This window comes from Bradyrhizobium sp. SEMIA (assembly GCF_014844175.1).
In the GTDB taxonomy this organism is placed as follows: Bacteria; Pseudomonadota; Alphaproteobacteria; order Rhizobiales; family Xanthobacteraceae; genus Bradyrhizobium; species Bradyrhizobium arachidis.
Map to the genome: position 1 here is coordinate 1,976,580 of NZ_CP046601.1, position 23,585 is coordinate 2,000,164.

Annotated in this window: 21 protein-coding genes, 1 tRNA gene and 2 pseudogenes; 18 read left to right on the forward strand and 6 right to left on the reverse strand. The window is 63.0% G+C overall.

The window, feature by feature from the left end:
• Positions 1 to 478 precede the first annotated feature (478 nt).
• From FOM02_RS09580 to FOM02_RS09605, 6 genes are all read left to right on the forward strand, one after another.
• Positions 479 to 1,018 (forward strand): hypothetical protein, encoded by a 540-nt coding sequence (locus FOM02_RS09580; RefSeq protein ID WP_265441713.1) that lies wholly within the window; start codon positions 479 to 481, stop codon positions 1,016 to 1,018.
• Positions 1,019 to 1,408: 390 nt separating this feature from the next.
• The gene (locus tag FOM02_RS09585; RefSeq protein WP_265441714.1) at positions 1,409 to 1,699 is read left to right on the forward strand and encodes a hypothetical protein; all 291 of its coding nucleotides are present in this window, start codon (positions 1,409 to 1,411) and stop codon (positions 1,697 to 1,699) included.
• A gap of 115 nt (positions 1,700 to 1,814) precedes the next feature.
• The gene (ligD, locus tag FOM02_RS09590; RefSeq protein WP_416207765.1) at positions 1,815 to 2,732 is read left to right on the forward strand and encodes a non-homologous end-joining DNA ligase; all 918 of its coding nucleotides are present in this window, start codon (positions 1,815 to 1,817) and stop codon (positions 2,730 to 2,732) included.
• 143 nt (positions 2,733 to 2,875) lie between these two features.
• A complete protein-coding gene (locus FOM02_RS09595) occupies positions 2,876 to 3,814 on the forward strand; it encodes a patatin-like phospholipase family protein (protein ID WP_265441716.1) in 939 nt (312 codons plus the stop codon).
• Between the two features lie 12 nt (positions 3,815 to 3,826).
• Complete coding sequence (locus FOM02_RS09600; protein WP_265441717.1) at positions 3,827 to 4,723, forward strand: nucleotidyltransferase; 897 nt, start codon at positions 3,827 to 3,829, stop codon at positions 4,721 to 4,723.
• 30 nt (positions 4,724 to 4,753) lie between these two features.
• The gene (locus FOM02_RS09605) at positions 4,754 to 5,245 is read left to right on the forward strand and encodes a hypothetical protein (RefSeq protein WP_265441718.1); all 492 of its coding nucleotides are present in this window, start codon (positions 4,754 to 4,756) and stop codon (positions 5,243 to 5,245) included.
• A 689-nt stretch (positions 5,246 to 5,934) separates the two neighbouring features.
• On the opposite strand, the gene FOM02_RS09610 is transcribed toward FOM02_RS09605, so the two are convergent.
• Positions 5,935 to 6,020: transfer RNA gene (locus tag FOM02_RS09610), tRNA-Tyr, on the reverse strand.
• 207 nt (positions 6,021 to 6,227) lie between these two features.
• Between FOM02_RS09610 and rlmB the strand changes: the two genes are divergently transcribed.
• A complete protein-coding gene (gene rlmB / locus FOM02_RS09615) occupies positions 6,228 to 7,055 on the forward strand; it encodes a 23S rRNA (guanosine(2251)-2'-O)-methyltransferase RlmB (RefSeq protein WP_265441719.1) in 828 nt (275 codons plus the stop codon).
• A 15-nt stretch (positions 7,056 to 7,070) separates the two neighbouring features.
• Here the strand turns inward: rlmB and FOM02_RS09620 are convergent, their stop codons facing one another.
• Both FOM02_RS09620 and FOM02_RS09625 read right to left on the reverse strand, forming a co-directional pair.
• Entirely contained in the window at positions 7,071 to 8,102 is a 1,032-nt protein-coding gene (locus FOM02_RS09620) for an LLM class flavin-dependent oxidoreductase (RefSeq protein WP_265441720.1), read from the reverse strand.
• A gap of 148 nt (positions 8,103 to 8,250) precedes the next feature.
• A complete protein-coding gene (locus FOM02_RS09625; RefSeq protein ID WP_027559996.1) occupies positions 8,251 to 9,174 on the reverse strand; it encodes a LysR family transcriptional regulator in 924 nt (307 codons plus the stop codon).
• Between the two features lie 112 nt (positions 9,175 to 9,286).
• Between FOM02_RS09625 and FOM02_RS09630 the strand changes: the two genes are divergently transcribed.
• From FOM02_RS09630 to FOM02_RS09640, 3 genes and pseudogenes are all read left to right on the forward strand, one after another.
• Positions 9,287 to 10,642: an MFS transporter gene (locus FOM02_RS09630; protein WP_092220729.1), complete on the forward strand. Its 1,356-nt coding sequence runs from the start codon at positions 9,287 to 9,289 to the stop codon at positions 10,640 to 10,642.
• Positions 10,639 to 11,142: a GAF domain-containing protein gene (locus FOM02_RS09635; RefSeq protein ID WP_265441721.1), complete on the forward strand. Its 504-nt coding sequence runs from the start codon at positions 10,639 to 10,641 to the stop codon at positions 11,140 to 11,142. Before FOM02_RS09630 ends, FOM02_RS09635 begins: the two co-directional genes overlap by 4 nt.
• A 178-nt stretch (positions 11,143 to 11,320) precedes the next feature.
• Positions 11,321 to 11,488, forward strand: a pseudogene (locus FOM02_RS09640) (amidohydrolase family protein); the annotation flags it as partial.
• Here the strand turns inward: FOM02_RS09640 and FOM02_RS09645 are convergent.
• Positions 11,454 to 12,236 (reverse strand): chromate resistance protein ChrB domain-containing protein, encoded by a 783-nt coding sequence (locus FOM02_RS09645; protein WP_265441722.1) that lies wholly within the window; start codon positions 12,234 to 12,236, stop codon positions 11,454 to 11,456. The pseudogene FOM02_RS09640 and the gene FOM02_RS09645 sit on opposite strands and share 35 nt — an antisense overlap.
• 198 nt (positions 12,237 to 12,434) lie before the next feature.
• Between FOM02_RS09645 and dmeF the strand changes: the two genes are divergently transcribed.
• The 7 genes and pseudogenes from dmeF to recN all read left to right on the forward strand — a co-directional run bounded on the left by dmeF (position 12,435) and on the right by recN (position 19,173).
• Positions 12,435 to 13,400, forward strand: a complete 966-nt coding sequence (gene dmeF / locus FOM02_RS09650; RefSeq protein ID WP_027559588.1) for a CDF family Co(II)/Ni(II) efflux transporter DmeF — start codon at positions 12,435 to 12,437, stop codon at positions 13,398 to 13,400.
• A 90-nt stretch (positions 13,401 to 13,490) separates the two neighbouring features.
• Positions 13,491 to 14,312, forward strand: coding sequence for an N-acyl homoserine lactonase family protein (locus tag FOM02_RS09655; RefSeq protein WP_027559587.1), 822 nt, complete (start codon positions 13,491 to 13,493; stop codon positions 14,310 to 14,312).
• 84 nt (positions 14,313 to 14,396) lie between these two features.
• Positions 14,397 to 14,750, forward strand: a complete 354-nt coding sequence (locus tag FOM02_RS09660; protein WP_265441723.1) for a DMT family transporter — start codon at positions 14,397 to 14,399, stop codon at positions 14,748 to 14,750.
• Positions 14,751 to 14,752: 2 nt separating this feature from the next.
• On the forward strand, positions 14,753 to 15,028 hold the full coding sequence (locus FOM02_RS09665) for a hypothetical protein (protein WP_265442301.1): 276 nt from the start codon (positions 14,753 to 14,755) through the stop codon (positions 15,026 to 15,028).
• Between the two features lie 364 nt (positions 15,029 to 15,392).
• A complete protein-coding gene (gene lpxC / locus FOM02_RS09670; protein ID WP_027560622.1) occupies positions 15,393 to 16,355 on the forward strand; it encodes a UDP-3-O-acyl-N-acetylglucosamine deacetylase in 963 nt (320 codons plus the stop codon).
• Positions 16,356 to 16,600: 245 nt separating this feature from the next.
• A complete protein-coding gene (locus tag FOM02_RS09675; protein ID WP_027560621.1) occupies positions 16,601 to 17,488 on the forward strand; it encodes an outer membrane protein assembly factor BamD in 888 nt (295 codons plus the stop codon).
• Positions 17,489 to 17,513: 25 nt separating this feature from the next.
• A pseudogene (recN, locus tag FOM02_RS09680) lies at positions 17,514 to 19,173 on the forward strand (DNA repair protein RecN).
• 95 nt (positions 19,174 to 19,268) lie between these two features.
• On the opposite strand, the gene FOM02_RS09685 reads toward recN, so the two are convergent.
• On the reverse strand, positions 19,269 to 19,556 hold the full coding sequence (locus tag FOM02_RS09685) for a GIY-YIG nuclease family protein (RefSeq protein WP_265441724.1): 288 nt from the start codon (positions 19,554 to 19,556) through the stop codon (positions 19,269 to 19,271).
• A 117-nt stretch (positions 19,557 to 19,673) separates the two neighbouring features.
• Between FOM02_RS09685 and ligA the strand changes: the two genes are divergently transcribed.
• Positions 19,674 to 21,827 carry an NAD-dependent DNA ligase LigA gene (ligA, locus tag FOM02_RS09690; RefSeq protein ID WP_027560618.1) on the forward strand — a complete coding sequence of 718 codons (2,154 nt, stop codon included), beginning with the start codon at positions 19,674 to 19,676 and terminating at the stop codon, positions 21,825 to 21,827.
• A gap of 168 nt (positions 21,828 to 21,995) precedes the next feature.
• Here the strand turns inward: ligA and FOM02_RS09695 are convergent, their stop codons facing one another.
• Positions 21,996 to 23,276 (reverse strand): multidrug effflux MFS transporter, encoded by a 1,281-nt coding sequence (locus FOM02_RS09695; RefSeq protein ID WP_027560617.1) that lies wholly within the window; start codon positions 23,274 to 23,276, stop codon positions 21,996 to 21,998.
• Positions 23,277 to 23,585: the final 309 nt, after the last annotated feature.

Sequence of the window (23,585 nt, forward strand, 5' to 3'; positions counted from 1 at the left end):
GGACTTGGCGAAGGTTGAGGACTGATTTGCTCAGCTCGTTGCGGCACTTCTAGGAAAGCGAGTGGTTTGGCGGGGCGCGCTGCTGACGCGGGTGGCGACGGTGCTCCAGCCGACGGAGCATCATGGCGCCCGGCCGTATAGGCAATCAAGGCTACAAGCCCTGCTACAATAAGAACCGCTCCCCCCCGCATGGCTAACATTCAAGCTCAGGCAGGCGGCGCGCGCAAGCTGTACTAACGGCTACTTACATCTCTTGAGCCTTTCTGCGCCGCAATAAGCCTAATGCATGGCAACCGTTACTTGACTGATTGTCGCGCATAGCTCGCGGCCGCGAATGATTGCCCGTGCGCGTCCACGCTCACTTTCTTCTCCACGCAAGTATCACTCACCTCCGGCCTTCTCCAGCCGTCGCGGGGCCATTGCAACCTCGCCACGACCTGCCAAGTGTCGCCGGGTCCACACAACCATGGAAGCAAGAATGCTGAGCACCATCGACACAAACATCCAACACTCAGTCGCAAGAGCGTTCGAGAGGCTGCTACATGACCACGGTTACCCACTGTTCGAAGAGCAAGCTGCCAAGGCAATCGTGGGCCTTGCATATGTGATCTATCAGAGGAGCGGCCCCGACCGGGTCAACCAAATCCTAGAGGAGGTACCGGTGGCGATTGAGAAAGCGCTCACTCCATTGGTGAAGCAGTTTCAGATCATTCCGGATGATGCTTCTTTGCCGATACGCCGCGGTGCCGCAATGGTCTCTACGCTCGACGATCTCGACTGCCTTCGTGGCTACCTTGGCGGAGCCAGCGGAATGAGAATTGGTGTTGTCGTCGGCGGGCAGACCCTCGACATGTTCGTCGACGAGTTGGGTTCTCTCAAAGACCTTCCACGCAACGAGCGCGCAACCACACTCTATCGAGGCAACCACCTCGCAAAAAACCCGGGGGCCGATCCGGAACGCCTGCCGGCTGTCTATGGCCCAGCGGTGTTATTCGACGAGCCCATTGGCTTCGACTGACCGACGCTGTGCATTCGTCGTCGCAATGAGCGACGCGGATACACATAGGTATCGCGAGCAGGCGGAGGAATGCCGCCATTTGGCAGAAAAGGCAATTAGCCCTCGGGACAGGAAAGTGGCTCCGGCTGGCCGCTTAGTGGGACACGCTGGCGCAAGCCGTCGAGCAGAGTCGACGCGCTCCCTGTCCAAACAGGCGATTTGATCCATGAGCGCCATTCCGGCGCGGGCAATCAGTCGGTCGGCCTGTCCAAGCCGCCATTAGTCAGCGGAGCGGGTTCACGGCGGGGTCCTCTGGCACTCGGTCCTGCTGCTTCAACCTTGTCCTGCGAGGAGGGGTTCCTCTAGGCAAGCGTTTTTGGAACGGGCCGCCCACGTCGCCCGTTGATCGGGATGCTCACGGTCCGCCTTATCGCACCCGACGACTATGCCATCCGCGATGACGGCCATTCCGTTGGCCGCATCCGGCTTGCGACTGAGCGCTCACCCGCGATTTGGGTGTGGCACATCACCGTGACGATCCCTGATCGCGCACAGTTCGGCGACGCGGCGACGCTCGATGAGGCCAAGGGACGGTTCAGGGTGGCGTGGGAAGCATTCAAAGCCAAGCACGGCGCCGAGGCGTTGGCGAAGGCCTATGCGGAGATGGGGCACGCGGACTGGGCGGGACGATATCGGAGATGATGTCCCTTCACCCCGTGGTCTTTAGGGCCTTAATCGTTGAAGAGACTCGTCGGAAGGAGTTAAGTACACTGCCCGCCGTTGACCCCAGCGGCGGGCTTTTCGTGAGTTGCGTAGCGTGGCGAAGCGTACCAAATCGCGTCCGGCGATGCCGGGCTTCATCAAGCCCCAACTCGCCACCCTAAAGAGCAAAGCGCCGTCCGGCGCTGGGTGGCTCCACGAGATCAAGTACGATGGCTATCGGACTCAATTTCACATCGACGGCGATGACCGCAAAGCGTTCACGCGCAACGGCTTGAACTGGATCAAGAGGTTTTCCGCCATCGGGGGTGCGTTTGACATTCCCTGTCAAGCCATCATCGATGGCGAGATCGTTGTGGTCCATGAGGGCAGAGCCAACTTTTCCGAGCTGCAAGCCGATTTAGCTAGAGGGGATCAAGACCGCCTACTTTTCTACGCATTCGATCTTCTTTGGCTGGACGGAGACTTGCGAAATAAGCCGCAGGAGGAGCGTAAACGCCTGCTCAAGGGGCTGTTCGACGAATACGATCTAAAACCTCCGCTGATGTACAGCGAGCATCTAGAAGGCGATGGGCAGCAGTTGTTCGAGCACGCGAGCCAGCTCAATTACGAAGGCCTTGTCTCCAAGAGGGCCGATGCTCCATACCGCTCCGAGAGGACTGAGACTTGGGTGAAGATCAAAGCCGTCCGGCGAGAAAATTTCCCGGTCGTCGGTTTCATCAAGGACCCCTCGGGCGTGGCCGCGCTTTATCTCGGCAAGAAGGAAGGCAAAGAGCTGCGTTACATAGGCAAGGTCGGTACCGGCTGGTCTCGTACCGTGTCCGGCCAGATCAGGAAACAGCTTGAGACCGTGGTCAGCCCGAAGACGAAGCTCACAAAGCCAATTCGGAAGCCAAAGGCAACGTGGGTCGAGCCCGTTTTTTTCGCCGATATCGAGTACCGGGATGTCACCTCGGAAGGATTGCTACGGGCAAGTTCATACAAGGGTCTCAGCAAGGGGACGCGTCGCTCCTGAAAGTGCCGCATTTCCGCTCTCCGGCCGTCAGAACGATCATGCGTAGTTGTGGAAATCGGGCATAGCTAAACTGAGACTGCCTGCCACGCGGTCCGATTGCTAGCATTCATTGAGTGATTCGTAACGCGCAACCGCGAGCAGCAATGTCCATCGAACCGGCACCGGAGCCCTACAGGGTGTTGAGTCTCGATGGAGGAGGAGCCAAGGGCTTTTTTACACTGGGCGTCCTTAAAGAGGTCGAAGCCCTAGTAGGCATGCCGCTCTGCGCTAAGTTCGATCTCATTTACGGCACCAGTACCGGAGCAATTATCGCGGCACTCCTCGGGCTGGGCAAATCAGTAGACGAGATCGAGTCACTGTATCGGCTGCGAGTCGTGGAGGTGATGGGAGAACTGCTGCCGCATAAGAAAAGCGCAGCGCTGGCGACCCTTGCGAAAGACGTTTTTGGCGATCTTCGTTTCGACGCATTCGAAACCGACATGGGAATCGTGGGGACACGTTGGGAAGATGACCGTCCCATGATCTTCAAAACGAACCCCGGTCAGGCTTTTGCCGGCGTCGGATCGTTCGAGCCCGGCTTCGGTTGCACGATTGCCGATGCGGTGATCGGATCATGCTCAGCCTATCCTTTCTTTCTCAAGAAGATTGTGACGACCGCGCGCGGTGATCGAATTGAAGTCAGGGATGGCGGCTTTGTCGCCAACAACCCCACGCTCTACGCCATTGCCGACGCGACGGAATCGCTCGGTAATGTGCGTGAGCACATTCGTGTTCTGAGTGTAGGTGTCGGCGAATACCCCCCACCGAGGCTGCCGGCTACTAGCGCGCGCAAGTGGCTTAGCAAATTGCCGACGGTAAAATTCTCTCAGAAGCTCTTGGAGATCAATACGCAATCAATGGACCAACTCTGTCGCGTGTTGTTTCGCGACGTGCCGGTGATCCGGATCAATACGAAGTACACGCATCCTGAAATGGCGACTGACATGCTCGAGTCGAATGTAGAAAAGCTCGGAAAGTTATGGAACCGGGGGCGCGATTCAGCACGCGAGCAGGACGCGCAACTGAAGCACTTTTTAATTTAGGAGTTTTTCCAAATGCCCATTGCTGAAGCCCAGCTTGATACGTGGTCCAAACAGGGCGCGCCCGGCCCGTCGCGCGAGACCTATGCTGCCGTGAAGAAAATCCTAGAAGACACGGCCGCGCCATATGCCGGGAAAAACCCCGAAGTTTTTCTCCAAGGATCATATGGCAACGACACCAATGTCGCGCGAGATAGCGATGTGGATGCTGTCGCTCTTATCCCGACGACATTCGCGCATGATGCAGCGACGCTCTCCGCAGAGCAGTATCAAGCATTCGAGAACACCTATGTCGGCCCCGCATCGTATTCGTACTCTCAGTATAAGAATGACGTGCTAACGTGGCTGACGTCCAAATACGGAAATGGCGTCCGATCGGGCAGGAAAGCAATCTATATCCCCGCCGGTCAAAACCGCCGGGAATGCGACGTGCTGCCCGCTATTCAGTACCGACGATATTATCACTTTAGAAGTGCTCAGGATCAGAAATACGCCTCGGGAATCTGCTTCTACCTGCAAGATGGCACGCAGATCGTAAATTTCCCAAAGCAGCATTCGGATAACTGCACGACCAAGCACCAAAGCACCAATTCGTGGTTTAAGCCTTCAGTGCGCATCTACAAAAACATGCGCAATTACATGATTGAGCGAAACATGCTCGCTGAGGGGGTGGCGCCGTCATATTTCATCGAAGGTATGTTGTACAACGTGCCAAACGACAGATTTGGCACCAGCTTCGAAGACACGTTTGTGCATACTTACAACTATCTAAATTCCGCTGATCGCTCGCGGTTCAAGTGCGCCAACGAGATTCATGCGCTCTTAGGAACCTCGTCAGTAACTTGGCGAGCGGAAAATTGCGTTACCTTCCTTGAGGCACTCAAGGCGCTTTGGATAAGCGATATGAAGTGATTCGCTCGGGAGTGAAGAAGGACGTTGCGCATGCCGAACGAGCAACCTGAGGGTTGGGTCATAGAGCATGTGGACCGAGCCGCCTACTTACGAGGGCGATACCTTACGAGCTATGCGCAGTGCGAATTTTTGTTGGCCGACCTTTCGGTCAAATTCGACAGTCGCTTTCGCTATCCTCTCGACAAGCGCGTGAACGCTGCCAAGATCATGGCAGAGAGCAATGGACCTCTAAACGCCTACTCCAGCGAAATTGTCCCGTTGATTGAAGGAATTTACGCTTGGACAGAGCGCCGCCACTGGTTCGCTCACGGCTTCCTCATCTTCACGAAGGATGCGCAGAACAGGCACCTGTTCGAGTTTCGACGCTACGAGCAACGTGGCGACGGGCTCACGCTATGCACGTGGCTTGCTACCGTTAATGATCTCCAAGACGCCGTCGACGCTATCAATCGATATTGTCAAGCGTTCGTAGAGCTTCATCGGCGCATCTATCTCGAACTCGGGGTCGAGTCTGGGAAGTGAAAGAGGCCTCCAACTGAGGCGGCCTTACTCTGGATCGATCCTATAAACGTCGCCCGGATTGAGGTTTAGTTTCTCGAACGTCGTTTGCTGCCTTTCCGTAAGGACCGCTGGGACAACTTCCGCCGTCCAACCTTCGGGAACGGCGGCGAGGACCAGTGTCAACGCCTGCCTAGGCTTGGCTAAGGCTAACCACATCTGCTTCGTTGGCGGCGCGTCGTCTGACGCCACCTCAACGATAGTGAACGAATTGCCGAAAGACTCCGCCATTGCTGGCTAACGCGACAGCGCGTCGCTAGTTGCTGTTTTGGGGCAGTCGAACCGGGCCAGCTATCAAACGATATGTGGGCACCCAAGCGGTGTTCCACGATTCCATGGTTGCGCCACAGACCGAGCAGTCGAAGCTGGCGATTTCCCGCGAGGGGGCCATCGCCTCGGTGCGGCTGTAAACAGCGCCGCACTGACAGGACCGATGGTGAGATTCTGACATGCATCTTTATGCGCCAGAAAAGCAGATCAGGCCACTACACTTTTCAAATTAGGCCATGTGGTCGGAAGCAGGCCAGCGCCGGAAAGTGCATTGGAACGCGTGGTGAACGTTCTGCTGTAGCCGGGTGCTTCCCATGTGCTTCCCAATTGCGGGAAGCACAGACTCGCTGGGAAGCACGCCCTATCTAAATGACTGAAAAGATTGGTGGGGGAGGCAGGACTCGAACCTGCGAAGCCATGAGGCGGCTGATTTACAGTCAGCTCCCTTTGCCACTCGGGACACTCCCCCGCTCGACGGCAGCACAATCGGGCCGGACCTTGCCGGCGGACCGAAGACGGCCATGGAACGTGAAGGCCGCGACAGCCCGGATGGGGGCGCGACCGGGCGCGTTTATGGGCGAAGCGGTGGGGCAAAGTCAACCGAGGCGAACAGCTAAAATCGCCTCCATTCGCACCCAAATTGCCATATTCCGGGACCCGTGACACAAGCGAGCCCATGAAGGATCGAAAATTTGCACCGAAAGGCCCGCGTGGCGGGGCTAAGCCCTTCAACCGGCCCGGAAAATCGGCCAGCCGCCCGTCCTGGCGCGACCGCGATTCGCACGCCGACGGGCCCGTCATCCTGTACGGCTGGCACACCGTCACCATGGCGCTGGCTAATCCGGCGCGGCGGATCCGTAAGCTGACGCTGACCGAGAACGCCGCCCGGCGGCTCGCGGAAGACAACATCGAGACCCGTGTTGCGCCCGAGATCGTCCGGCCCCAGGAGATCGACCGTCTGCTGTCGCCCGATGCCGTGCATCAGGGCCTGCTCGCGGAAGCCGATCCGCTGCCTTCGCCTGATATCGAGACCCTGAAGCAGGAAGGCATGGTGCTGGTGCTCGACCAGATCACCGATCCGCACAATGTGGGCGCCATCCTGCGCTCGGCCGCGGCCTTCGCGGTCAAGGCGATCGTCACCACCGCGCGCCACAGTCCGGAGGCGACCGGCGTGCTGGCGAAAGCCGCCTCGGGCGCGCTGGAGCTGGTTCCGATGGTGACGGTGCAAAACCTCGCCCGTGCGCTGACCGCGCTGAACGAACGCGGCTTCCAGACTGTCGGCCTCGACAGCGAGGGCACCGAGAACCTTTCGGACGTCGCACTGCGCGAGCCGCTTGCGCTGGTGCTGGGCGCCGAAGGCAAGGGCCTCAGGCAATTGACCCGCGAGACCTGCAGCGTGGTGGCGCGGCTCGACATGCCCGGCGCGATCAAGAGCCTCAACGTCTCGAATGCCGCGGTGCTCTCGCTCTATGTCGGCGCGAGCCGGCTCGGGCTGATGAAGTAGCGGCTGCCTCGATCGCTACTCCATCATCTCCCGCGCCATCGGCACCACCTTCCGCCCATAGAGCTCGATGCTCTTCATCAGCTTCTCGTGCGGCAATGGCCCCGCGGAATATTTCAGCTGGAAGCGCGAGATACGAAGCGCCTTGGCAGTCTTCGCGATCTTGCGCGCCACCGTCTCCGGTGAGCCGACATAGAGCGAGCCGTGCTCGGCCTCGCTGACGAACTCGTCGCGGCCCATTGGCGGCCAGCCGCGCTCCTTGCCGATGCGGTCGCGCATCGCCTTGTAGTCGGGCCACAGCTCCTCGCGCGCCTGCGCGTCGGTTTCGGCGACGTAGCCGGGCGAGTGCACCCCGATCGGCTGCGCGGGGCGGCCGAACTCCTTGAAGGCGCGGTGATAGAGATCGACGTAAGGCGCAAAGCGCGCGGGATCGCCGCCGATGATGGCGAGCATCAAGGGCAGGTCGTAATGGGCGGCGCGCACCACCGATTCCGGGCTGCCGCCGACGCCGATCCAGGTCTTGAGCCGGCCGTTCTGGACCGGCGGATAGACCAGCTGATCCTTCAGCGGCGGACGCAGCTTGCCCTGCCAGGTCACCGGCTGCTGCGGCAGCAGCGCGGCGAACAGGTCGAGCTTCTCCTCGAACAGCTCCTCGTATTTGCGTAAGTCGAAGCCGAACAGCGGGAAGGATTCGGTGAACGAGCCGCGCCCGAGGATCACCTCGGCGCGTCCGTTCGAGAGCGCATCCAGCGTCGCAAAGCGCTGGAACACGCGGATCGGATCGTCCGAGCTCAGCACCGTCACGGCCGAGCCGAGATGGATGTGTTTCGTGCGCGATGCGATCGCAGCCAGCACGGTCTCGGGCGAGGAGATCGCAAAATCTGAGCGGTGATGCTCGCCGAGGCCGATGAAATCGAGGCCGAGCTCGTCGGCCAGCACAGCTTCGTCGACGACGTTGCGGATCACCTGTGCATGCGCAAGCGTGGCGCCGGAGGCGTCCCTGGTGACGTCGCCAAAAGTATCCAGTCCGAATTCGAGCGGTGCGGTCATCGATGAGGTCTCTATGGGCGCAGCTTGCGCGTGTCACGGTGGAAGGGATTGTTTGGGGTGGAGCTAGGCCGCGGCGGCCCGTGCGACAATGTTGCCGCGAGAAACGCACCGTTTCCTCTTTGGAGCGCATTGGGCCCCGCGCGCGTGCTCAGCCGGACTCGGCGAACATCTCGACGAGGGTCTCGCGCAGCCAGCGCTGGGCCGGCACCGTGTCGTTGCGCTGGTGCCAGAACAGGCTGACGATGCGCGGCGGCGCCTTGAGCGGAAGCGGCATGGCATGCAGGAATGGCGCATGGCGGGATTGCGAGCGCAGGTCGCTCGGCAGCACGGCGATCAGGTCGGACTGGCGTACGACCTCGTAGGCGGCGCTGTAGTGATTGACGGTCGCGACCAGGTTGCGCGACAGGCCGCGCGAGGCGAGGAAGAGGTCGTAGGACGGCATGGTCTTGCCCGCGAGGCTCACGTCGACATGGCCCGCGTTCAGGAAGGTCCGCGTGCTCAGCCGTTTCTGGGCGGCGAGCGGATGACCGCGCCGCATGAAGCAGGCATACTCGACGGTCCATAGCAAGCGCGAGCGAATGGCGGCCGGTTGCTGCGCCTCGTTGACATAGACGCTGAGCACGCAATCGACCCTGTTGTCCTCGAGCTGGTCGGCGATTTCGATGACGGTATTGGGCACGGTGTGGACGCGCGACTTCGGCGCAATCTTGCCGAGATGGCCGAGCAGGTTCGGCATCACCAGCGAAGACACGTAGTCCGACATCGACAGGCTGAATTCGGTCTGCGCACGTGCGGGATCGAACACCTGCTCGTCAAGCGCGCCGCGCACGCTTTCCAGCGCCTCGCCGATCGGCTCCCACAGCACCACGGCGCGCTGGGTCGGGCGGATGCCGGTGCCGGATCTCACGAACAGGGGATCGCCGAGTGCGTCCCGCAGCCGCGCCAGCGCGTTGCTCACCGCCGGCTGGGTCATTCGCAGCGCATTCGCCGCGCGCGTGACGCTGCCCTCTGTCATCAGCGCCTCGAAGACTTTCAGGAGATTGAGGTCGAGTGCGCGGAACGACACGAACATTCACCACAGTGATATATCAGATCATGATTATAAATTATGACGATAATATTGCTTTGTCTATGGTTCGCACCCGAGCGGCGCGCCGGGCCCGTGACAATCGAGGGGGACTTTCATGTCGATGATATCGGCGCGCATTGAGCGCCTTCCGTTCGCACGCTTCCACACGCATCTGCTGCTGATGGGCGGGCTCGGCTACATGTTCGACGCGATGGACGCGGCGGTGCTGGCTTTCATCCTGCCGGTGCTGCGCACGGCCTGGAATCTGTCGAGCGTCCAGATCGGCGTGCTCGGCAGCAGCACCTATATCGGTTTCCTGTTCGGCGCGTTGCTGGCGGGCACGTTGGGCGACCTGATCGGCCGGCGCGCGGTGATGATGTCTGCGCTGGCGCTGTATTGCGCGGCCTCCATCGTCAGCGCGGCGGTCGACACATGGCCTTCCTTCTTCGCCGCCCGTGTCGTGGCGGGCATGGGCACCGGCGCGGAAAGCGCGATCATCGCGCCTTATCTCGCGGAATTCGTGGCGCGGCGTTACCGCGGCAGCTTCACCGGGGCTCTGGCCGGTTTCTTCTCCTTCGGCTTCGTTGCCGCGGCCTTGCTCGGCTACTTCATCGTGCCGACCTCCGACAACGGCTGGCGTATCGTGCTGGTGATCACCGCAGTCCCGGTCGTCATGCTGCTGTGGTGGCGCCGGTCGCTGCCGGAATCGCCGCGCTGGCTCGAAAGCCGGGGCAGGGGCAAGGAAGCCGAAGCCTTGCTGGACAGGATCGAGGCGGGCTTTGCGCGCGAGGGTCATGTCCTGCCGCAGCCGGTCGTCGAAGCAACAGTGCCGGCCGCCGGCGGGACGCTGCTCGCCAATTTCGCCGCGCTGCTCGCTGGCCGGCAGGCGCGCATCACCATCATGACCTGGATCATGTGGCTTGCGATCACCTTCAGCTACTATTCCTTCTTCGTCTGGATCCCCGGCCTCTTGGTCCAGAACGGCATGAGCATCACCAAGAGCTTTGCCTATTCCATCGCGATCTATTGTGCGCAGATCCCCGGCTATTTCAGCGCCGCGTATTTCAATGAGCGCATTGGCCGGCAGGCGACGATCGCGACCTATATGGTGCTGGGCGGCGTCAGTGCGCTCGGGCTCGCCTTCGCGCAGAGCGACCAGCAGATCATGGCGGCGGGAATCTTCCTGTCGCTGTTCATGAACGGTACCTATGCGGGCGTCTATGCCTACACCGCCGAGGTGTTCCCGACGCCGGTCAGGACCACGGGCGCAGGCCTTGCGTCGGCGATCGGCCGTATCGGCGCGATCGTCTCGCCGATACTGGTCGGATATCTCTATCCGAACTTCGGCTTTGGCGGCGTGTTCGGCGTCACCACCACCGTGCTGCTGCTCGGAGCTGTCACCGTCGTGCTGATGGGCGTGCCGACGCGCGGCCGCTCGCTGGAAGAGATCGCGGCGGGTGAGGTGGCATGACGCGGACGAAATCCAAGGCCGATCCGCTCCTCTGCGCCGTCGCGGCGGCGCAGGGCAGGGCGGACCAGCCGGATGCGCTGTTCGCGGCGCTAGACCAGGCCGTGAAGTCGGCGATCGGGCACAAGCTGTTCACGATCCTGACTTATGATGGCAACAGCGGCGAAGCGGCGCGGCTCTATTCCAATCTCCCCGGACCCTACCCGACCGGCGGGCGCAAGCGCCTCGCGCCGGGGCCGTGGAGCGAAGCCGTGCTCGACCGCGGCGAGGCCTATATCGGCCGCACGCGGGATGATCTGCGCAGCGTCTTCTCCGATCACGAGCTGATCGCTTCGCTCGGCTGCGAGAGTGTGCTCAACATGCCCGTGCGCTGGCGCGGGCGCACGCTCGGCTCGCTGAATCTGCTTCACGAGGCGCGCTGGTACGGCGAAGATGATGTCGCCGCGTGCCTTCCCTTTGCCCAGCTCACCTTGCCGGCGCTGCTTGCGCCGGCCGATCTCTGACAGGACTGTCGCGATGCCAAGCATCCTCTTCAAGAACGCCGCACTGCTCGATCCGCTTCAGCCGGACTTGCTGGAGGGGCACCATGTGCTGGTCGAAGACAGCCTGATCAAGGAGGTCTCGGACCGCCCGATCCAGGCCGCTGCGGATCGCACCATCGATCTGAAGGGCAAGACGCTGATGCCCGGCCTGATCGATCTTCACGTGCATGCCATCGCCGTCGAGCTCAACCTGGCGCAGCAGGTGCACATGCCCAACGTCCTGGTGACGCTGCGCTCGACCCTGCTGCTGCGCGGGATGCTGCGGCGAGGCTTCACCACCGTCCGCGATGCCGGCGGCGCCGGCCATGCGCTGAAGCAGGCGATCGACACCGGCCTGACTGATGGCCCCCGCCTGTTCGTCTCCGGCCGCGCCACTCAGCCAGACCGGCGGCCACGGCGACATGCGGGCGCGCTCGCCGCGCGGTGTCAGCGCCGCGCACCATGGTTGCGAGCCGGAGCAGCGGCGGCGTGGCGATGCCGAACTCCTCGATCATCACATCGAAGGTGCAGAGCTCGCCGCGGTGGCTCCAGAACACGTTCTCGATGTCGAACGGGGCGGCATTGAAGCGCTCGCCGACGGCGACCACCTCGGACGGCGCCACATAGAGGAACACCGCATTGGGATCGACGAAGCGCCGGATCAGCCAGGGGCAGGCGATGCGGTCGATCTTCGGCCGTGCCCGCGTCACCCAGACGGTGCGTCCTTTGGCGTCGCGCGGCGGCAGTTTCCGCGTGTCGAGCAGTGGCAGCTTGGCCGCTTTCCAGCCTTCGAAGCCGTCTTCCAGGGTTTCGGCGTCAGCGCCGAGCTGCCTCAGCCAAGCCGCTGTGCCCTGTGCGAGCTTGGCGCCGCGCAGGCAGGAGACGATGGCGGAGCGGCCGGCAAATTCGCCGCCCCATTCCGCAACAGTCTCGTGGCTGAGCTTGATCGAGCCTGGGATCAGCCGCCGGTCGGCGGCGAAATCCTCCTCGGTGCGGACATCGATCAGGACAGGAGCATTGGCCGTGCCAATCAGGCGCGCCAATTTGTCGGACGATATGGTCGTGAAAGTAGACATGTTGATGCGTCCTCGTAGGAACCGAACGGGACGCGATACTTGGGCATGTCGCCTCGTGGGGAGATCGCTCAATCCCCATAGGCTGATTACAGCTAAACTAAACGGAACTGTCAATGCGCGAGGCGATTGGGCCTTAGAAAATTGCTGTCTGCCGGTCTATATTGCTGACTGACTGAGCTGAATTGTCTGGAGAATTCGATGCATTCCCACTCCATTGAACAGTGGACCCACGACCACGCCTTCCTCGGAGAAAAACACGACGAGAACGAGCGGCGCACCTGGTTCGTGGTCGTCCTGACGCTGGTCATGATGGTCGGCGAGATCGTCGCCGGCTCGCTGTTCGGCTCGATGGCGCTGCTCGCCGACGGCTGGCACATGGGTACGCATGCGGCGGCGCTCGGCATTGCTGCCTTCGCCTATCGTTTCGCGCGCCGGCACCTCGGCAATGCGCATTTCACCTTCGGCACCGGCAAGTTCGGCGATCTCGCCGCCTTCGCCAGCGCGATCATCCTGGGATTGATCGCGGTCGAGATCGCCTATGAGAGCGTGCTGCGGCTGATCACGCCGGTGCCGATCGTCTACGGCGAAGCGATTGCGGTCGCCGCGCTCGGCCTTTGCGTCAACCTCGCCAGCGCGTGGCTGCTGCGCGACAGCCATGATCACCATCATCACGGCCATGATCATGGCCACAGCCATGCGCATCATGACCACGACGATCATGATCATCATCACCACCCTCATCACGACAACAACCTCCGCGCTGCCTATGTCCACGTCATGGCGGATGCCGCAACCTCCGTGCTGGCCATCGGCGCGCTGGTGGTCGCGATGTATTCAGGATGGGTCTGGGCCGATCCGGCCGTCGGCCTGATCGGCAGCGTCGTGATCGCGAGCTGGGCCTTCGGTCTGATCAAGTCGTCAGGGGCGGTGCTGCTCGACGTGCGCGCCGATGAGAAGCTGGAGCGGGTGATCCGCGCGCGCATGGAGGTCGGCGAGGACCGCGTCACCGACCTGCATCTCTGGCAGGTCGGCCCCGGCCATTGCGCCGTGCTGGTCTCGCTGGTGTCGGACAAGCCGAAGCAGCCGGCCGTCTACAAGAAGCGGCTCGCCGGGTTGAAGCGGCTCAGCCACATCACGGTCGAGGTCGAGACCTGCCCACATTGACGTGATCCGCGCGAGCGGAATTCAGCGGTGCGGCCGGGGTTGATCCTCGGTCGCAGCCCCTGCAGGGCGCTTGCCAAGGAGGGACCAAGGATGATGCCCAGACTCAAGCTCGCTCTCGTCGTTGCCACGCTCGCCTTGTCAAGCCAGGCAGCTGTCGCGCAGACCGGCGTCGAAAAGCTCTACGTCCTCAATTGCGGCGAGGGCACAGCCGGCGACATCTCGCGCTGGACGCCCGGCCTCAACGAAGGCAAGTCGATGGACTTCGTCGACAGCTGCTATCTGATCAAGCACGCCAAGGGCTGGTTCCTGTGGGACACCGGCATCGCAGACTCCGTTGCGGCCATGCCGAACGGCCTTGCGCCTGCCGATCCCAAGGCCGTGACCTGGCGTCGGCCGAAGACGCTTGCTGCGCAGCTCGAACAGCTCGGCCTCAAGCCTGACGACATCAAGGCGATGGCGGTCTCGCACACGCATCCCGACCATATCGGCAATGTCGAGCTGTTCCCGCAGGCGACGCTCTACGTCCAGAAGGCTGAATATGACTGGCCCGGCGCCAACAACGAGCCGCGGTTCAAGCCGTCGCATCCCGTCGAGGTGCTGACGGGCGACAAGGATGTGTTCGGCGACGGCAGCGTGACCATTCTGTCGACACCCGGTCATACGCCGGGACATCAGTCGCTGCTGGTGAGGCTGCCGAAGACCGGCGCGGTGGTGCTCTCCGGCGACGCCGTCCATTTCAAAGACAATTGGGACAACCGCCGCGTCCCCAGCATGAACGCCAACAAGGAGATGAGCGCGGCCTCGATGCAGAAGATCGCCGACACGCTCGACAAGGAGAAGGCGCAGCTCTGGATCAACCACGACAAGGTCCAGCGCGACGGTCAGAAGATGGCGCCGGAGTTTTACGACTGACGTGCGCCACGCTCCTGCTGCCATGACGTTGGCAGCAGGAATGTGCTAGCCGCCTCCGCGAAGCTCCGAAACAGGAGACGAAGCGTGGGCGAGTGGTTTGGGGTTGCGATCGCGCTTGTCTCGAGCAGCATCGGCGGCACCGCCGCGGCGATCACACGCTATCTGGTCGGCGGGGCCGATCCCATCCTGCTTGCGATCCTGCGCTGGGGCATCGGCTTTCTCTGCCTCCTGCCGTGTGCGCTTGTGCTCCGTGTGCGCTGGCCGCCGCGCGCCGATTGGCCTTCCGTGGCGCTGCTCGGCATCTGCTTCTTCGGCCTGTTCTTCATCCTCTACAACATCGCGGTGTCCTATACGACCGCGCCCGCGCCAGCCTGGCGCTGGCGACGCTGCCGCTCCACACCATGGTGGTCGGTGCGATCCTGGGCGTGGAGCGGCTGACGGTGCGCAAGATCACGGGCGTTGCCATCGCCGTGCTCGGCGTGACAGCGGCCTTGGCCGCGGGCCTCGCGCAGAGCCCGCCGGGGGCCTGGCGCGGCGAGTTGATCATGACCGGGGCGGCGCAGCAGATCGCGGCCAGCGAGCCGGTATCGGAGTATGCGCGCCGTCCCGCGCCGCAGGGTCTGGACATGCATGGCCGCCCGGCGCCTGTTGCGCCGGCGCCACAGGGTGACGACCATCTTGATATCCCGGCCTTCCTGCGGCGGCAGGCGACCTGAGGATTGTTACAATAGGGCAGACGAAAAAAGGTCCCGGCAGCAAGCTTGCCGGGACCTTTCCTTTTCTCCCGTGCATGCCCGGATTGCGCAGCCAAACAACTGATTTTAAATCATTAATTACGTATTCGGTGGTTCAGTAAAACTGCCGATATCGGCTCGAAACTCCGGCGCAATTTGGTTAAGCCTTGGCGCGAATACGGCAGGTTTGGGGTAACAATCGGTAAAAAAGCGTGAGTTGGCGCTGTTTGAGGCAGCAACTATGGTTTGCCGTGACTTGGGGATACGGAGATTCGCAACCGTCGGCACTGGCCGGCCAAGTGGGTCTAGTATAAGTCGCAGTGGGTCGTAGTGGGGCGGATTCCTGATGAAATTTAGCCGGCAAACAACGCTTCGCGCGCAAGCCACCGTGGCAGGCGTAGGCGTTCACTCCGGTCTTCCCGTGACTCTCACGCTCGGGCCTGCGCCTGTCGACGCGGGTTTTATTTTTGTCCGTACCGGCCTTGAGGGAAGTGACCGCGAAGTTCAGGCGACCGCCGAGCAGGTGATCGCAACCGATTTCGCCACCGTCCTCGGCGACCGCAGCGGTCCTTTGGTGTCCACCGCCGAGCATGTGCTTGCTGCGCTGCGGGGCATGGGCGTCGACAACGCCACCATCGAGATCGACGGACCGGAAGTGCCGATCATGGACGGCAGCGCGGCGGCCTTCATTGCGGCGATCGACCAGGCCGGCATCGTCACCCAGCCGGCGCAGCGCCGCTTCATCCAGGTTCTGAAGCCGATCTCGGTCAAGATCGGCGACTCCTTCGGCGAGATCCGGCCCTATGCCAACGGATTCCGTGCCGAAGTCGAGATCGACTTCACCAATCCCGTCATCGGCCAGCAGAGCTATTCCTTCGAGCTCAGCACGGAACGTTTCCGCCGCGAAGTCGGCCGCGCCCGCACCTTCGGCCTGATGTGCGATGTCGCCCGTCTCTGGAGCGCGGGCTACGCCCTCGGCGCCTCCTTCGACAACACCGTCGTGTTCGACGAGGAGCGGCTGCTCAACACCGAAGGCCTGCGCTACGCCGACGAATGCGCCCGCCACAAGGTGCTGGACGTGATTGGCGACCTCGCGCTGGCCGGCCTGCCGCTGCTCGGCGCCTACCGTTCGGTTCGCGGCGGCCACAAGCTCAACCATGCCGTCCTGACCGCGCTGCTTGCCGACCGTACGGCCTGGCGCGTTGTCGAGGGCGAGGCGGCTCGCCGCACCGCGCGTCCGCTGGGCGAAGTCGGCCGCGGCATCGTCGGCGGCCGGATCGCTGCGGCCTACGGGCCGGACGTGTCCTGAACAGACCTGTTGTCGCGGGTGCGCGGCGGCCTTTTCCCCGGGAAACTCCTGGTAACCATGATCCGCTAGCATTGCGGCAATTTCGCCTTAATCCGGGCGGAATGCCTGCCTATCGGGTGGGTTAGCGAACGTTTTTCGGTTACTCCTGCGTGGTCGCATGGCAGGCACCACGGTCACATTTCGCGCCCATGACCGGGTTCATGGGCTGGCGGGCACCGCATCACAGGGCGTCAGGTCTTAAATTCATGTCGGCACAGCGTATGACGCGCGGATATCTCTCGGTCTCGTCTGGCGCCCGCGGGCTGCTTCACGCCGCCACCTTCATCCTGCTCGCGCTGCCGCTGGCCGGCTGCGGCACCGGCGCACTCTGGGACAAGTTCACCGCCAAGGACGACACCTTCGTCGAGGAGCCCGCCGACAAGATCTACAATGAGGGCTTGTACCTCATGAACGAAAAGAAGGACATGAAGGCGGCGAACAAGAAGTTCGAAGAGGTCGACCGCCAGCATCCTTATTCCGACTGGGCCCGCAAATCGCTGCTGATGTCGGCCTACGCCTCCTACCAGGGCGGCGACTTTGACGGCTGCATCGGTGCCGCCACCCGCTACGTCACGCTGCATCCCGGCAGCCCGGACGCGGCCTATGCGCAGTACCTGATCGCCGCCTCCCATTACGACCAGATTCCGGACGTCAGCCGCGACCAAGCCCGCACCGAGAAGGCGATCGCCGCGCTCGAAGAGGTGGTGCGCAAATATCCGAACTCGGAATATGCGACCTCGGCCAAGGCCAAGATCGAGGGTGCGCGCGACCAGCTCGCCGGCAAGGAAATGAATGTCGGCCGTTACTACGCGCAGAAGCGCGACTACACCGCGGCGATCAACCGCTACAAGACCGTCGTGACGCAGTACCAGACCACGCGCCACGTCGAGGAGGCGCTATTCCGCCTCACCGAGGCCTATATGGCGATCGGCATCGTCGGCGAGGCGCAGACCGCGGCCGCCGTGCTCGGCCACAATTTTCCTGACAGCCGCTGGTACAAGGACGCCTATAATCTTGTAAAATCGGGCGGTCTCGAACCGAGCGAGAATCAGGGGTCCTGGATCAGCCGGACCTTCAAGAAGATAGGTCTGTAGGTCCTCGGCTAGGAAATCTGGTTCCATGCTGGCGCGTCTGTCGATCCGTGACATCGTCCTGATCGAACGGCTCGATATCGAATTCGCCACTGGCCTTGCGGTTTTGACCGGCGAGACCGGTGCGGGCAAATCCATCCTGCTCGATGCCTTTGCGCTGGCGCTCGGCGGCCGCGGCGATGCCGGCCTCGTGCGTCACGGCGCGGAGCAGGGGCAGGTCACCGCCGTGTTCGATGTCCCCAAGAATCACCCCGCAGCAAAAATCCTCGCCGAGAACGGCCTGGAAGACACCGGCGAGATGATTCTCCGCCGGGTGCAGCTCGCCGACGGCCGCACCCGCGCCTTCATCAACGACCAGTCGATCAGCGTGCAGACGCTGAAGGCGGTCGGTGCCGCCCTGGTCGAGATCCACGGCCAGCACGACGAGCGTGCGCTGGTCGATGCCGCCACCCACCGCCGCCTGCTCGATGCCTTCGCCGGTCTGGAGAAGGACGTCGCCGCAGTCGAAGCGCTCTGGGAGGCCCGCCGCACCGCCAACACCACGCTGGAAGTGCACCGCGCCGGCATGGAGCGCGCCGCGCGCGAGGCCGACTATCTGCGCCATGCCTCCGACGAATTGAAGCAGCTCGCGCCCAAGGACGGCGAGGAGACAGCGCTGGCCTCGCGCCGCACCACCATGATGCAGGGCGAGAAGATCGCCTCCGATCTGCGCGAGGCGCAGGAGGCCGTCGGTGGCAATCATTCGCCGGTTGCGGCACTGTCGGCCGCGGTGCGCCGGCTGGAACGTCGCGGCGTGAACTCGCCGACGCTGGTCGAGCCTGCCGTGCGGGCGATCGACACCGCGATCAACGCGCTGGAGGAAGCCGACCAGCATCTCCAGGCCGCACTTGCCGCGACCGACTTCGACCCGGCCGAGCTCGAGCGCATCGAGGAGCGGCTGTTCGCTTTGCGTGCGGCCTCGCGCAAATATTCGACGCCGGTCGATGGCCTGGCTGCGCTGGCTGCCAAATATGCCGCCGATGTCGTGCTGATCGATGCCGGCGCCTCGCAGCTCAAGAAGCTGGAGCAGGCCGCGATCGAGGCCGATTCGCGTTATGCGGCTGCCGCCAAGAAGCTGTCGCTGGCGCGGCAGAAATCCGCGGAGAAGCTCAACAAGGCCGTCAACGCCGAGCTCGCCCCGCTCAAGCTCGAGCGCGCCAAGTTCATGACCCAGGTCGAGACCGACGAGGCGGCGCCAGGCCCGCAAGGCTTCGACCGCGTCGAGTTCTGGGTGCAGACCAATCCGGGCACGAGGCCGGGGCCGTTGATGAAGGTCGCCTCCGGTGGCGAGCTGTCGCGCTTCCTGCTGGCGCTCAAGGTCGTGCTGTCCGACCGCGGCTCGGCGCCGACGCTCGTCTTTCGACGAGATCGACACCGGCGTCGGCGGTGCGGTCGCGCGGCTGGCGCGCCTCGCCGGCAAGGTGCAGGTGATGGCCGTGACCCACGCCCCGCAGGTCGCCGCCCGCGCCGACCAGCATTTGCTGATCTCCAAGGACGCCCTCGACAAGGGCAAGCGCGTCGCCACCCGCGTCAATGCGCTCGCCGCCGACCACCGCCGCGAGGAGATCGCGCGGATGCTGGCGGGAGCGGAGATCACCGCGGAGGCGAGGGCCGCCGCGGAGAGGTTGCTCAAGGCAGCGACGGCGTAGTCTGTTTCCACCGTCATTCCGGGGCGATGCAAAGCATCGAACCCGGAATCTTGAGATTCCGGGTCTGGTCCTTCGGACCATCCCGGAAGGACTCCTTATTTGCAGATCGACTCGTACAGATCATTCCAGTCTGGATTGTCCTTCTCGATCAGCTGGATTTTCCAGGCCCGCTTCCACTTCTTGAGTTCTTTCTCGCGTGAGATCGCCGAGATCGGATCGTCGTAGACCTCGAACCAAACTAGCTGCGTGATGTTGTATTTGGCCGTGAAGTCCCGGACGGCCTTGATTCGATGCTCGTAGACGCGACGCACGAGGTCATTGGTGATGCCGACATAGATTGCCCCATCTCGTCGGCTTGCTAGAATATAGACGTAATACGCCATGAGCCCCTCCCACGACTTCGTCATTCCGGGGCGCACGAAGTGCGAACCCGGAATCTCGAGGTTCCGGGTCTGGTCCTTCGGACCATCCCGGAACGACGGAGCACAACTCTAAGTACAATGGCAAGAGCAGCAAAATCCAAAGCAAGGCCGCTTCGCGACGTCACCGAGCTCACCAAGGCGCAGGCCAAGGTCGAGCACATGCGGCTCGCGCTCGAGCTCGAGGAGCACGATCGCCGCTATTATCAAGAGGACGCGCCCAGCGTCACCGACGCCGAATACGACGCGCTGCGCCAACGCTTCAACGCTATCGAGAAACGCTTTCCGGAATTCGTCAGCGCGGACTCGCCCTCGCAGAAGGTCGGGGCTGCGCCGTCGGGACGCTTCACGAAGGTGCGTCACTCCCTTCCCATGTTGTCGCTCGACAATGCCTTTGCCGAAGAGGACGTGCGCGACTTCGTCGGCCGCATCGTGCGCTTCCTGAAGCTCGACGACGGCAAGGTCGATTTCTCCGCCGAGCCGAAGATCGACGGCCTGTCGATGTCGCTGCGCTACGAGGGCGGCGATCTCGTCACCGCGGCGACGCGCGGCGACGGCGCGGAAGGCGAGGACGTCACCGCCAACATCCGCACGCTCGAAGACGTGCCGCAGAAGCTGAAGGGCCGCAACGTCCCCGACATCTGCGAGGTGCGCGGCGAGGTCTACATGACCAAGAAGGCGTTCCTGGCGCTCAACGAGCGGCAGAAGGCGGCGGGCGACACCATCTTCGCCAACCCGCGCAACTCGGCCGCGGGCTCGCTGCGGCAGAAGGACCCGACCATCACCGCCTCGCGTCCCCTGGGCTTCTTCGCCTATGCCTGGGGCGAGATGAGCGCGATGCCCGAGGGCACGCAGAGCGGCATGATCGGCTGGTTCGAGCGCTGCGGCTTCAAGACCAATCCGCTGACCAAGCTGTGTCACTCGGTCGAGGAGATGCTCGCCTTCCATCATTCCATCGAGGAGCAACGCGCGCGGCTCGACTACGACATCGACGGCGTCGTCTACAAGGTCGACCGCATCGACTGGCAGGAGCGGCTCGGCTTCGTCTCGCGCACGCCCCGTTGGGGCATCGCGCACAAATTCCCGGCCGAGCGCGCCATGACGGTGCTGCGCGACATCGAGATCCAGGTCGGGCGTACCGGCTCGTTCACGCCGGTCGGCAAGCTCGAACCGGTCGGCGTCGGCGGCGTGATCGTGCAGAACGTCACCCTGCACAACGAGGACTACATCAAGGGCATCGGCAACAAGGGCGAGGTGCTTCGCGAGGGCCGCGACATCCGGATCGGCGACACCGTCGTGATCCAGCGCGCTGGCGACGTCATTCCGCAGGTGGTCGATGTCGTCCTCGACAAGCGGCCGAAGACCGCCAGGGAATTCCACTTTCCCAAGAAGTGCCCGTGCCCGCTGCACACCGACGTCACGCGCGAGGAGACGGCGGCGGGCGAAGAGGGCTCGCGCGCCCGCTGTACCGGCGAGTTCGCCTGCCCCTATCAGAAGATCGAGCATCTCAAGCTGTTCGTCTCGCGGCGCGCGTTCGACATCGATGGGCTCGGGGAGAAGCAGCTCCAGTATTTCTTCGATGAAGGATGGGTCAAGGAGCCCGCCGACATCTTCACGCTGGAGAAGCGCAATTCGAAGCTGAAGCTCGAGGAGATCGAAGGCTACGGCGCGACCTCGGTGCGCAATCTGTTCGGCGCGATCGAGAGCCGGCGCAAAATCGCACTGGAGCGTTTCGTCTATGCGCTCGGCATGCGCCATGTCGGCGAGACCACGGCGCTGGCGCTGGCACGCGGCTACGGCTCCTGGGATGCCTTCCACGACGCCTGCCTCAAGGTCGCCAAGGGCGACGAGGAGGCGATGACGGACATGGACGCGCTCGACCAGATCGGCGACACCGTGATCAAGAGCATCGCCGATTATTTCGGCGAAAGCCACAACCGCGGCATCGTCGAGCGGCTGACGAAAGAGGTCGAGATCGTCGACGCCGAGAAGCCGAAGAGCAACTCCGCCGTCGCCGGCAAGACGGTGGTGTTCACCGGCTCGCTGGAGAAGATGACGCGCGACGAGGCCAAGGCCACCGCGGAGCGTCTGGGCGCGAAAGTGTCGGGCTCGGTGTCGAAGAAGACCGATCTCGTCGTCGCCGGCCCCGGCGCCGGCTCGAAGCTCGCGGAGGCCAACAAGCACGGCGTCAAGGTGCTGACCGAGGACGAGTGGCTGAAGCTGATCGGGGAGTGATTGCAATTCACTCTCCACCTACTCCGATGTCATCGCCCGGCTTGACCGGGCGATCCAGTATTCCAAAGACAGCGCGAGGATGCGGACAAGCCGCGGCGTACTGGATCCCCCCGCCTTCGCGGGGGATGACACCGAGGGTGTTGTGACTGCCGTCGCCCACAGCGACGGCTACATCATTCCGCTTTCTTCCTCTTCCGCCTGCTCGATCAGCGTCTCGCTCACCACCACCTCGCGGCGGGGGACGACGAAGATCATCATGCAAGCACAGAGCAGCGAGATCGCCAGCACTGCCGAGGTCAGCGGTAGCGTCGTTGTTGAATGGCCGCCGAGATAGGCGCCGAATTGCGACATCAGCGCGCCGATGCCCTGCTGGAGGAAGCCCATCGCGCCTGATGCGGTGCCGGCTGCTTCGGGGCGGATGCTGATGGCACCTGCGGCCGAGTTCGCCATCACGAAGGCATTGCCGACCATCACGATCATCTGCGTGCCGAATAGCCAGGCCGGTGCCTCGTTCCAGCCGGTGAAACTGAACAGCAGGTTCAGCAGGCTGCCGCACAGCTGCAGGCCGAGACCGAACCAGATCAGTTTCTCCAGCGAGTGCCGCGGCGCAAAGCGCACGCAGAGCAAATTGCCGACGAGATAGGCAAAGCCGGTCGTAGCGAACCAGGCGCCGTATTCTGCGCTGGTCCGGCCCATCTGCGTGACCACGATATAGGGGCCGCCACCGGCGAAGGTGAAGATGATCTGCGACGCCAGTACCTGGCACATCACATAGCCGATGAATGCGCGGCTCTTGATCAGGGTGCCGACGTCGCTGCGAAAGCCGCCGCTGCCGACTGCGCGGTCGCGGCGCGTCTCCGGCAATGCGATCGCGATGCCGACGGCGACCGCGATCGCGCCGATCGTGACGGCGTAGAAGATGGCGCGCCAGCCGAACGCGGTCTCGATCAGGCCGCCGGTGAGCGGCGAGACCATCTGGCCGATCATCAGGGCGGCAACCACGAGGCTGATCATGGAGGCAACGCGGTCGCGCTCGTAGATGTCTCGGATGATGGCACGGCTGATCACCATGCCGGAGGCGCCGCCCAGTGCCTGGAAGAAGCGCGCTGCGATCAGTTGCGGCAGGGTCTCGGCGAAGATGCAGGCGATGCTCGCTGCGACCATCAGCGCGAGGCCTCCAAGCAGCACCGGACGCCGGCCGAACTTGTCGGACAGCGGCCCCATGATGAGCTGCGACATCGCGATGCCGACCATGTAGAGCGACACCGTCATCTGCGCGATCGAGATGTCGCGCCCGAACGTCGTCGCCAGCACCGGCAGTGCCGGAACCAGGATGTAGAGCGATATCGGCGCGATCCCGGTCATGACGACCAGCAACAGCAACACCACGCGCGAGGTCGCGATGTTCTTCGTTGCCGCATCCGGCGGCCTGCTGATCATGCCGTGCATTGTCGTCCGTCTTTCGAAGTCGAATCGACTGTAGCGTGCTCACGCAAGACGGATATCGGCGTTTCGGAATGCGGCTATTCGGATTTCGGGACGGTGGTGATGAGACCGTGCGCAGGCCGTTATTCTACGGGGCGCGCGTGTCGAGATGTTGTGCGTTCGTGCCGCATCTTCGCTGTCATTCCCCGCGAAGGCGGGGAATCCAGTATTCCAGAGGCAGTCGTGATTGAATCGAGCGGCCGCAGAGTACTGGATGCCCCGCCTTCGCGGGGCATGACAGCTGTGGTGAAGCGGGAGCGTTGCGCAAATCGC

Bases quoted from the DNA above. Each gene is read 5' to 3' on its own strand.
- FOM02_RS09580 (WP_265441713.1), top strand. From the start codon at position 479: ATGCTGAGCACCATCGACACAAACATCCAACACTCAGTCGCAAGAGCG.
- FOM02_RS09585 (WP_265441714.1), top strand. From the start codon at position 1,409: ATGCTCACGGTCCGCCTTATCGCACCCGACGACTATGCCATCCGCGAT.
- FOM02_RS09595 (WP_265441716.1), top strand. From the start codon at position 2,876: ATGTCCATCGAACCGGCACCGGAGCCCTACAGGGTGTTGAGTCTCGAT.
- FOM02_RS09600 (WP_265441717.1), top strand. From the start codon at position 3,827: ATGCCCATTGCTGAAGCCCAGCTTGATACGTGGTCCAAACAGGGCGCG.
- FOM02_RS09605 (WP_265441718.1), top strand. From the start codon at position 4,754: ATGCCGAACGAGCAACCTGAGGGTTGGGTCATAGAGCATGTGGACCGA.
- rlmB (WP_265441719.1), top strand. From the start codon at position 6,228: ATGAAGGATCGAAAATTTGCACCGAAAGGCCCGCGTGGCGGGGCTAAG.
- FOM02_RS09620 (WP_265441720.1), bottom strand. From the start codon at position 8,102: ATGACCGCACCGCTCGAATTCGGACTGGATACTTTTGGCGACGTCACC.
- FOM02_RS09625 (WP_027559996.1), bottom strand. From the start codon at position 9,174: ATGTTCGTGTCGTTCCGCGCACTCGACCTCAATCTCCTGAAAGTCTTC.
- FOM02_RS09630 (WP_092220729.1), top strand. From the start codon at position 9,287: ATGTCGATGATATCGGCGCGCATTGAGCGCCTTCCGTTCGCACGCTTC.
- FOM02_RS09635 (WP_265441721.1), top strand. From the start codon at position 10,639: ATGACGCGGACGAAATCCAAGGCCGATCCGCTCCTCTGCGCCGTCGCG.
- FOM02_RS09645 (WP_265441722.1), bottom strand. From the start codon at position 12,236: ATGTCTACTTTCACGACCATATCGTCCGACAAATTGGCGCGCCTGATT.
- dmeF (WP_027559588.1), top strand. From the start codon at position 12,435: ATGCATTCCCACTCCATTGAACAGTGGACCCACGACCACGCCTTCCTC.
- FOM02_RS09655 (WP_027559587.1), top strand. From the start codon at position 13,491: ATGATGCCCAGACTCAAGCTCGCTCTCGTCGTTGCCACGCTCGCCTTG.
- lpxC (WP_027560622.1), top strand. From the start codon at position 15,393: ATGAAATTTAGCCGGCAAACAACGCTTCGCGCGCAAGCCACCGTGGCA.
- FOM02_RS09675 (WP_027560621.1), top strand. From the start codon at position 16,601: ATGTCGGCACAGCGTATGACGCGCGGATATCTCTCGGTCTCGTCTGGC.
- FOM02_RS09685 (WP_265441724.1), bottom strand. From the start codon at position 19,556: ATGGCGTATTACGTCTATATTCTAGCAAGCCGACGAGATGGGGCAATC.
- ligA (WP_027560618.1), top strand. From the start codon at position 19,674: ATGGCAAGAGCAGCAAAATCCAAAGCAAGGCCGCTTCGCGACGTCACC.
- FOM02_RS09695 (WP_027560617.1), bottom strand. From the start codon at position 23,276: ATGCACGGCATGATCAGCAGGCCGCCGGATGCGGCAACGAAGAACATC.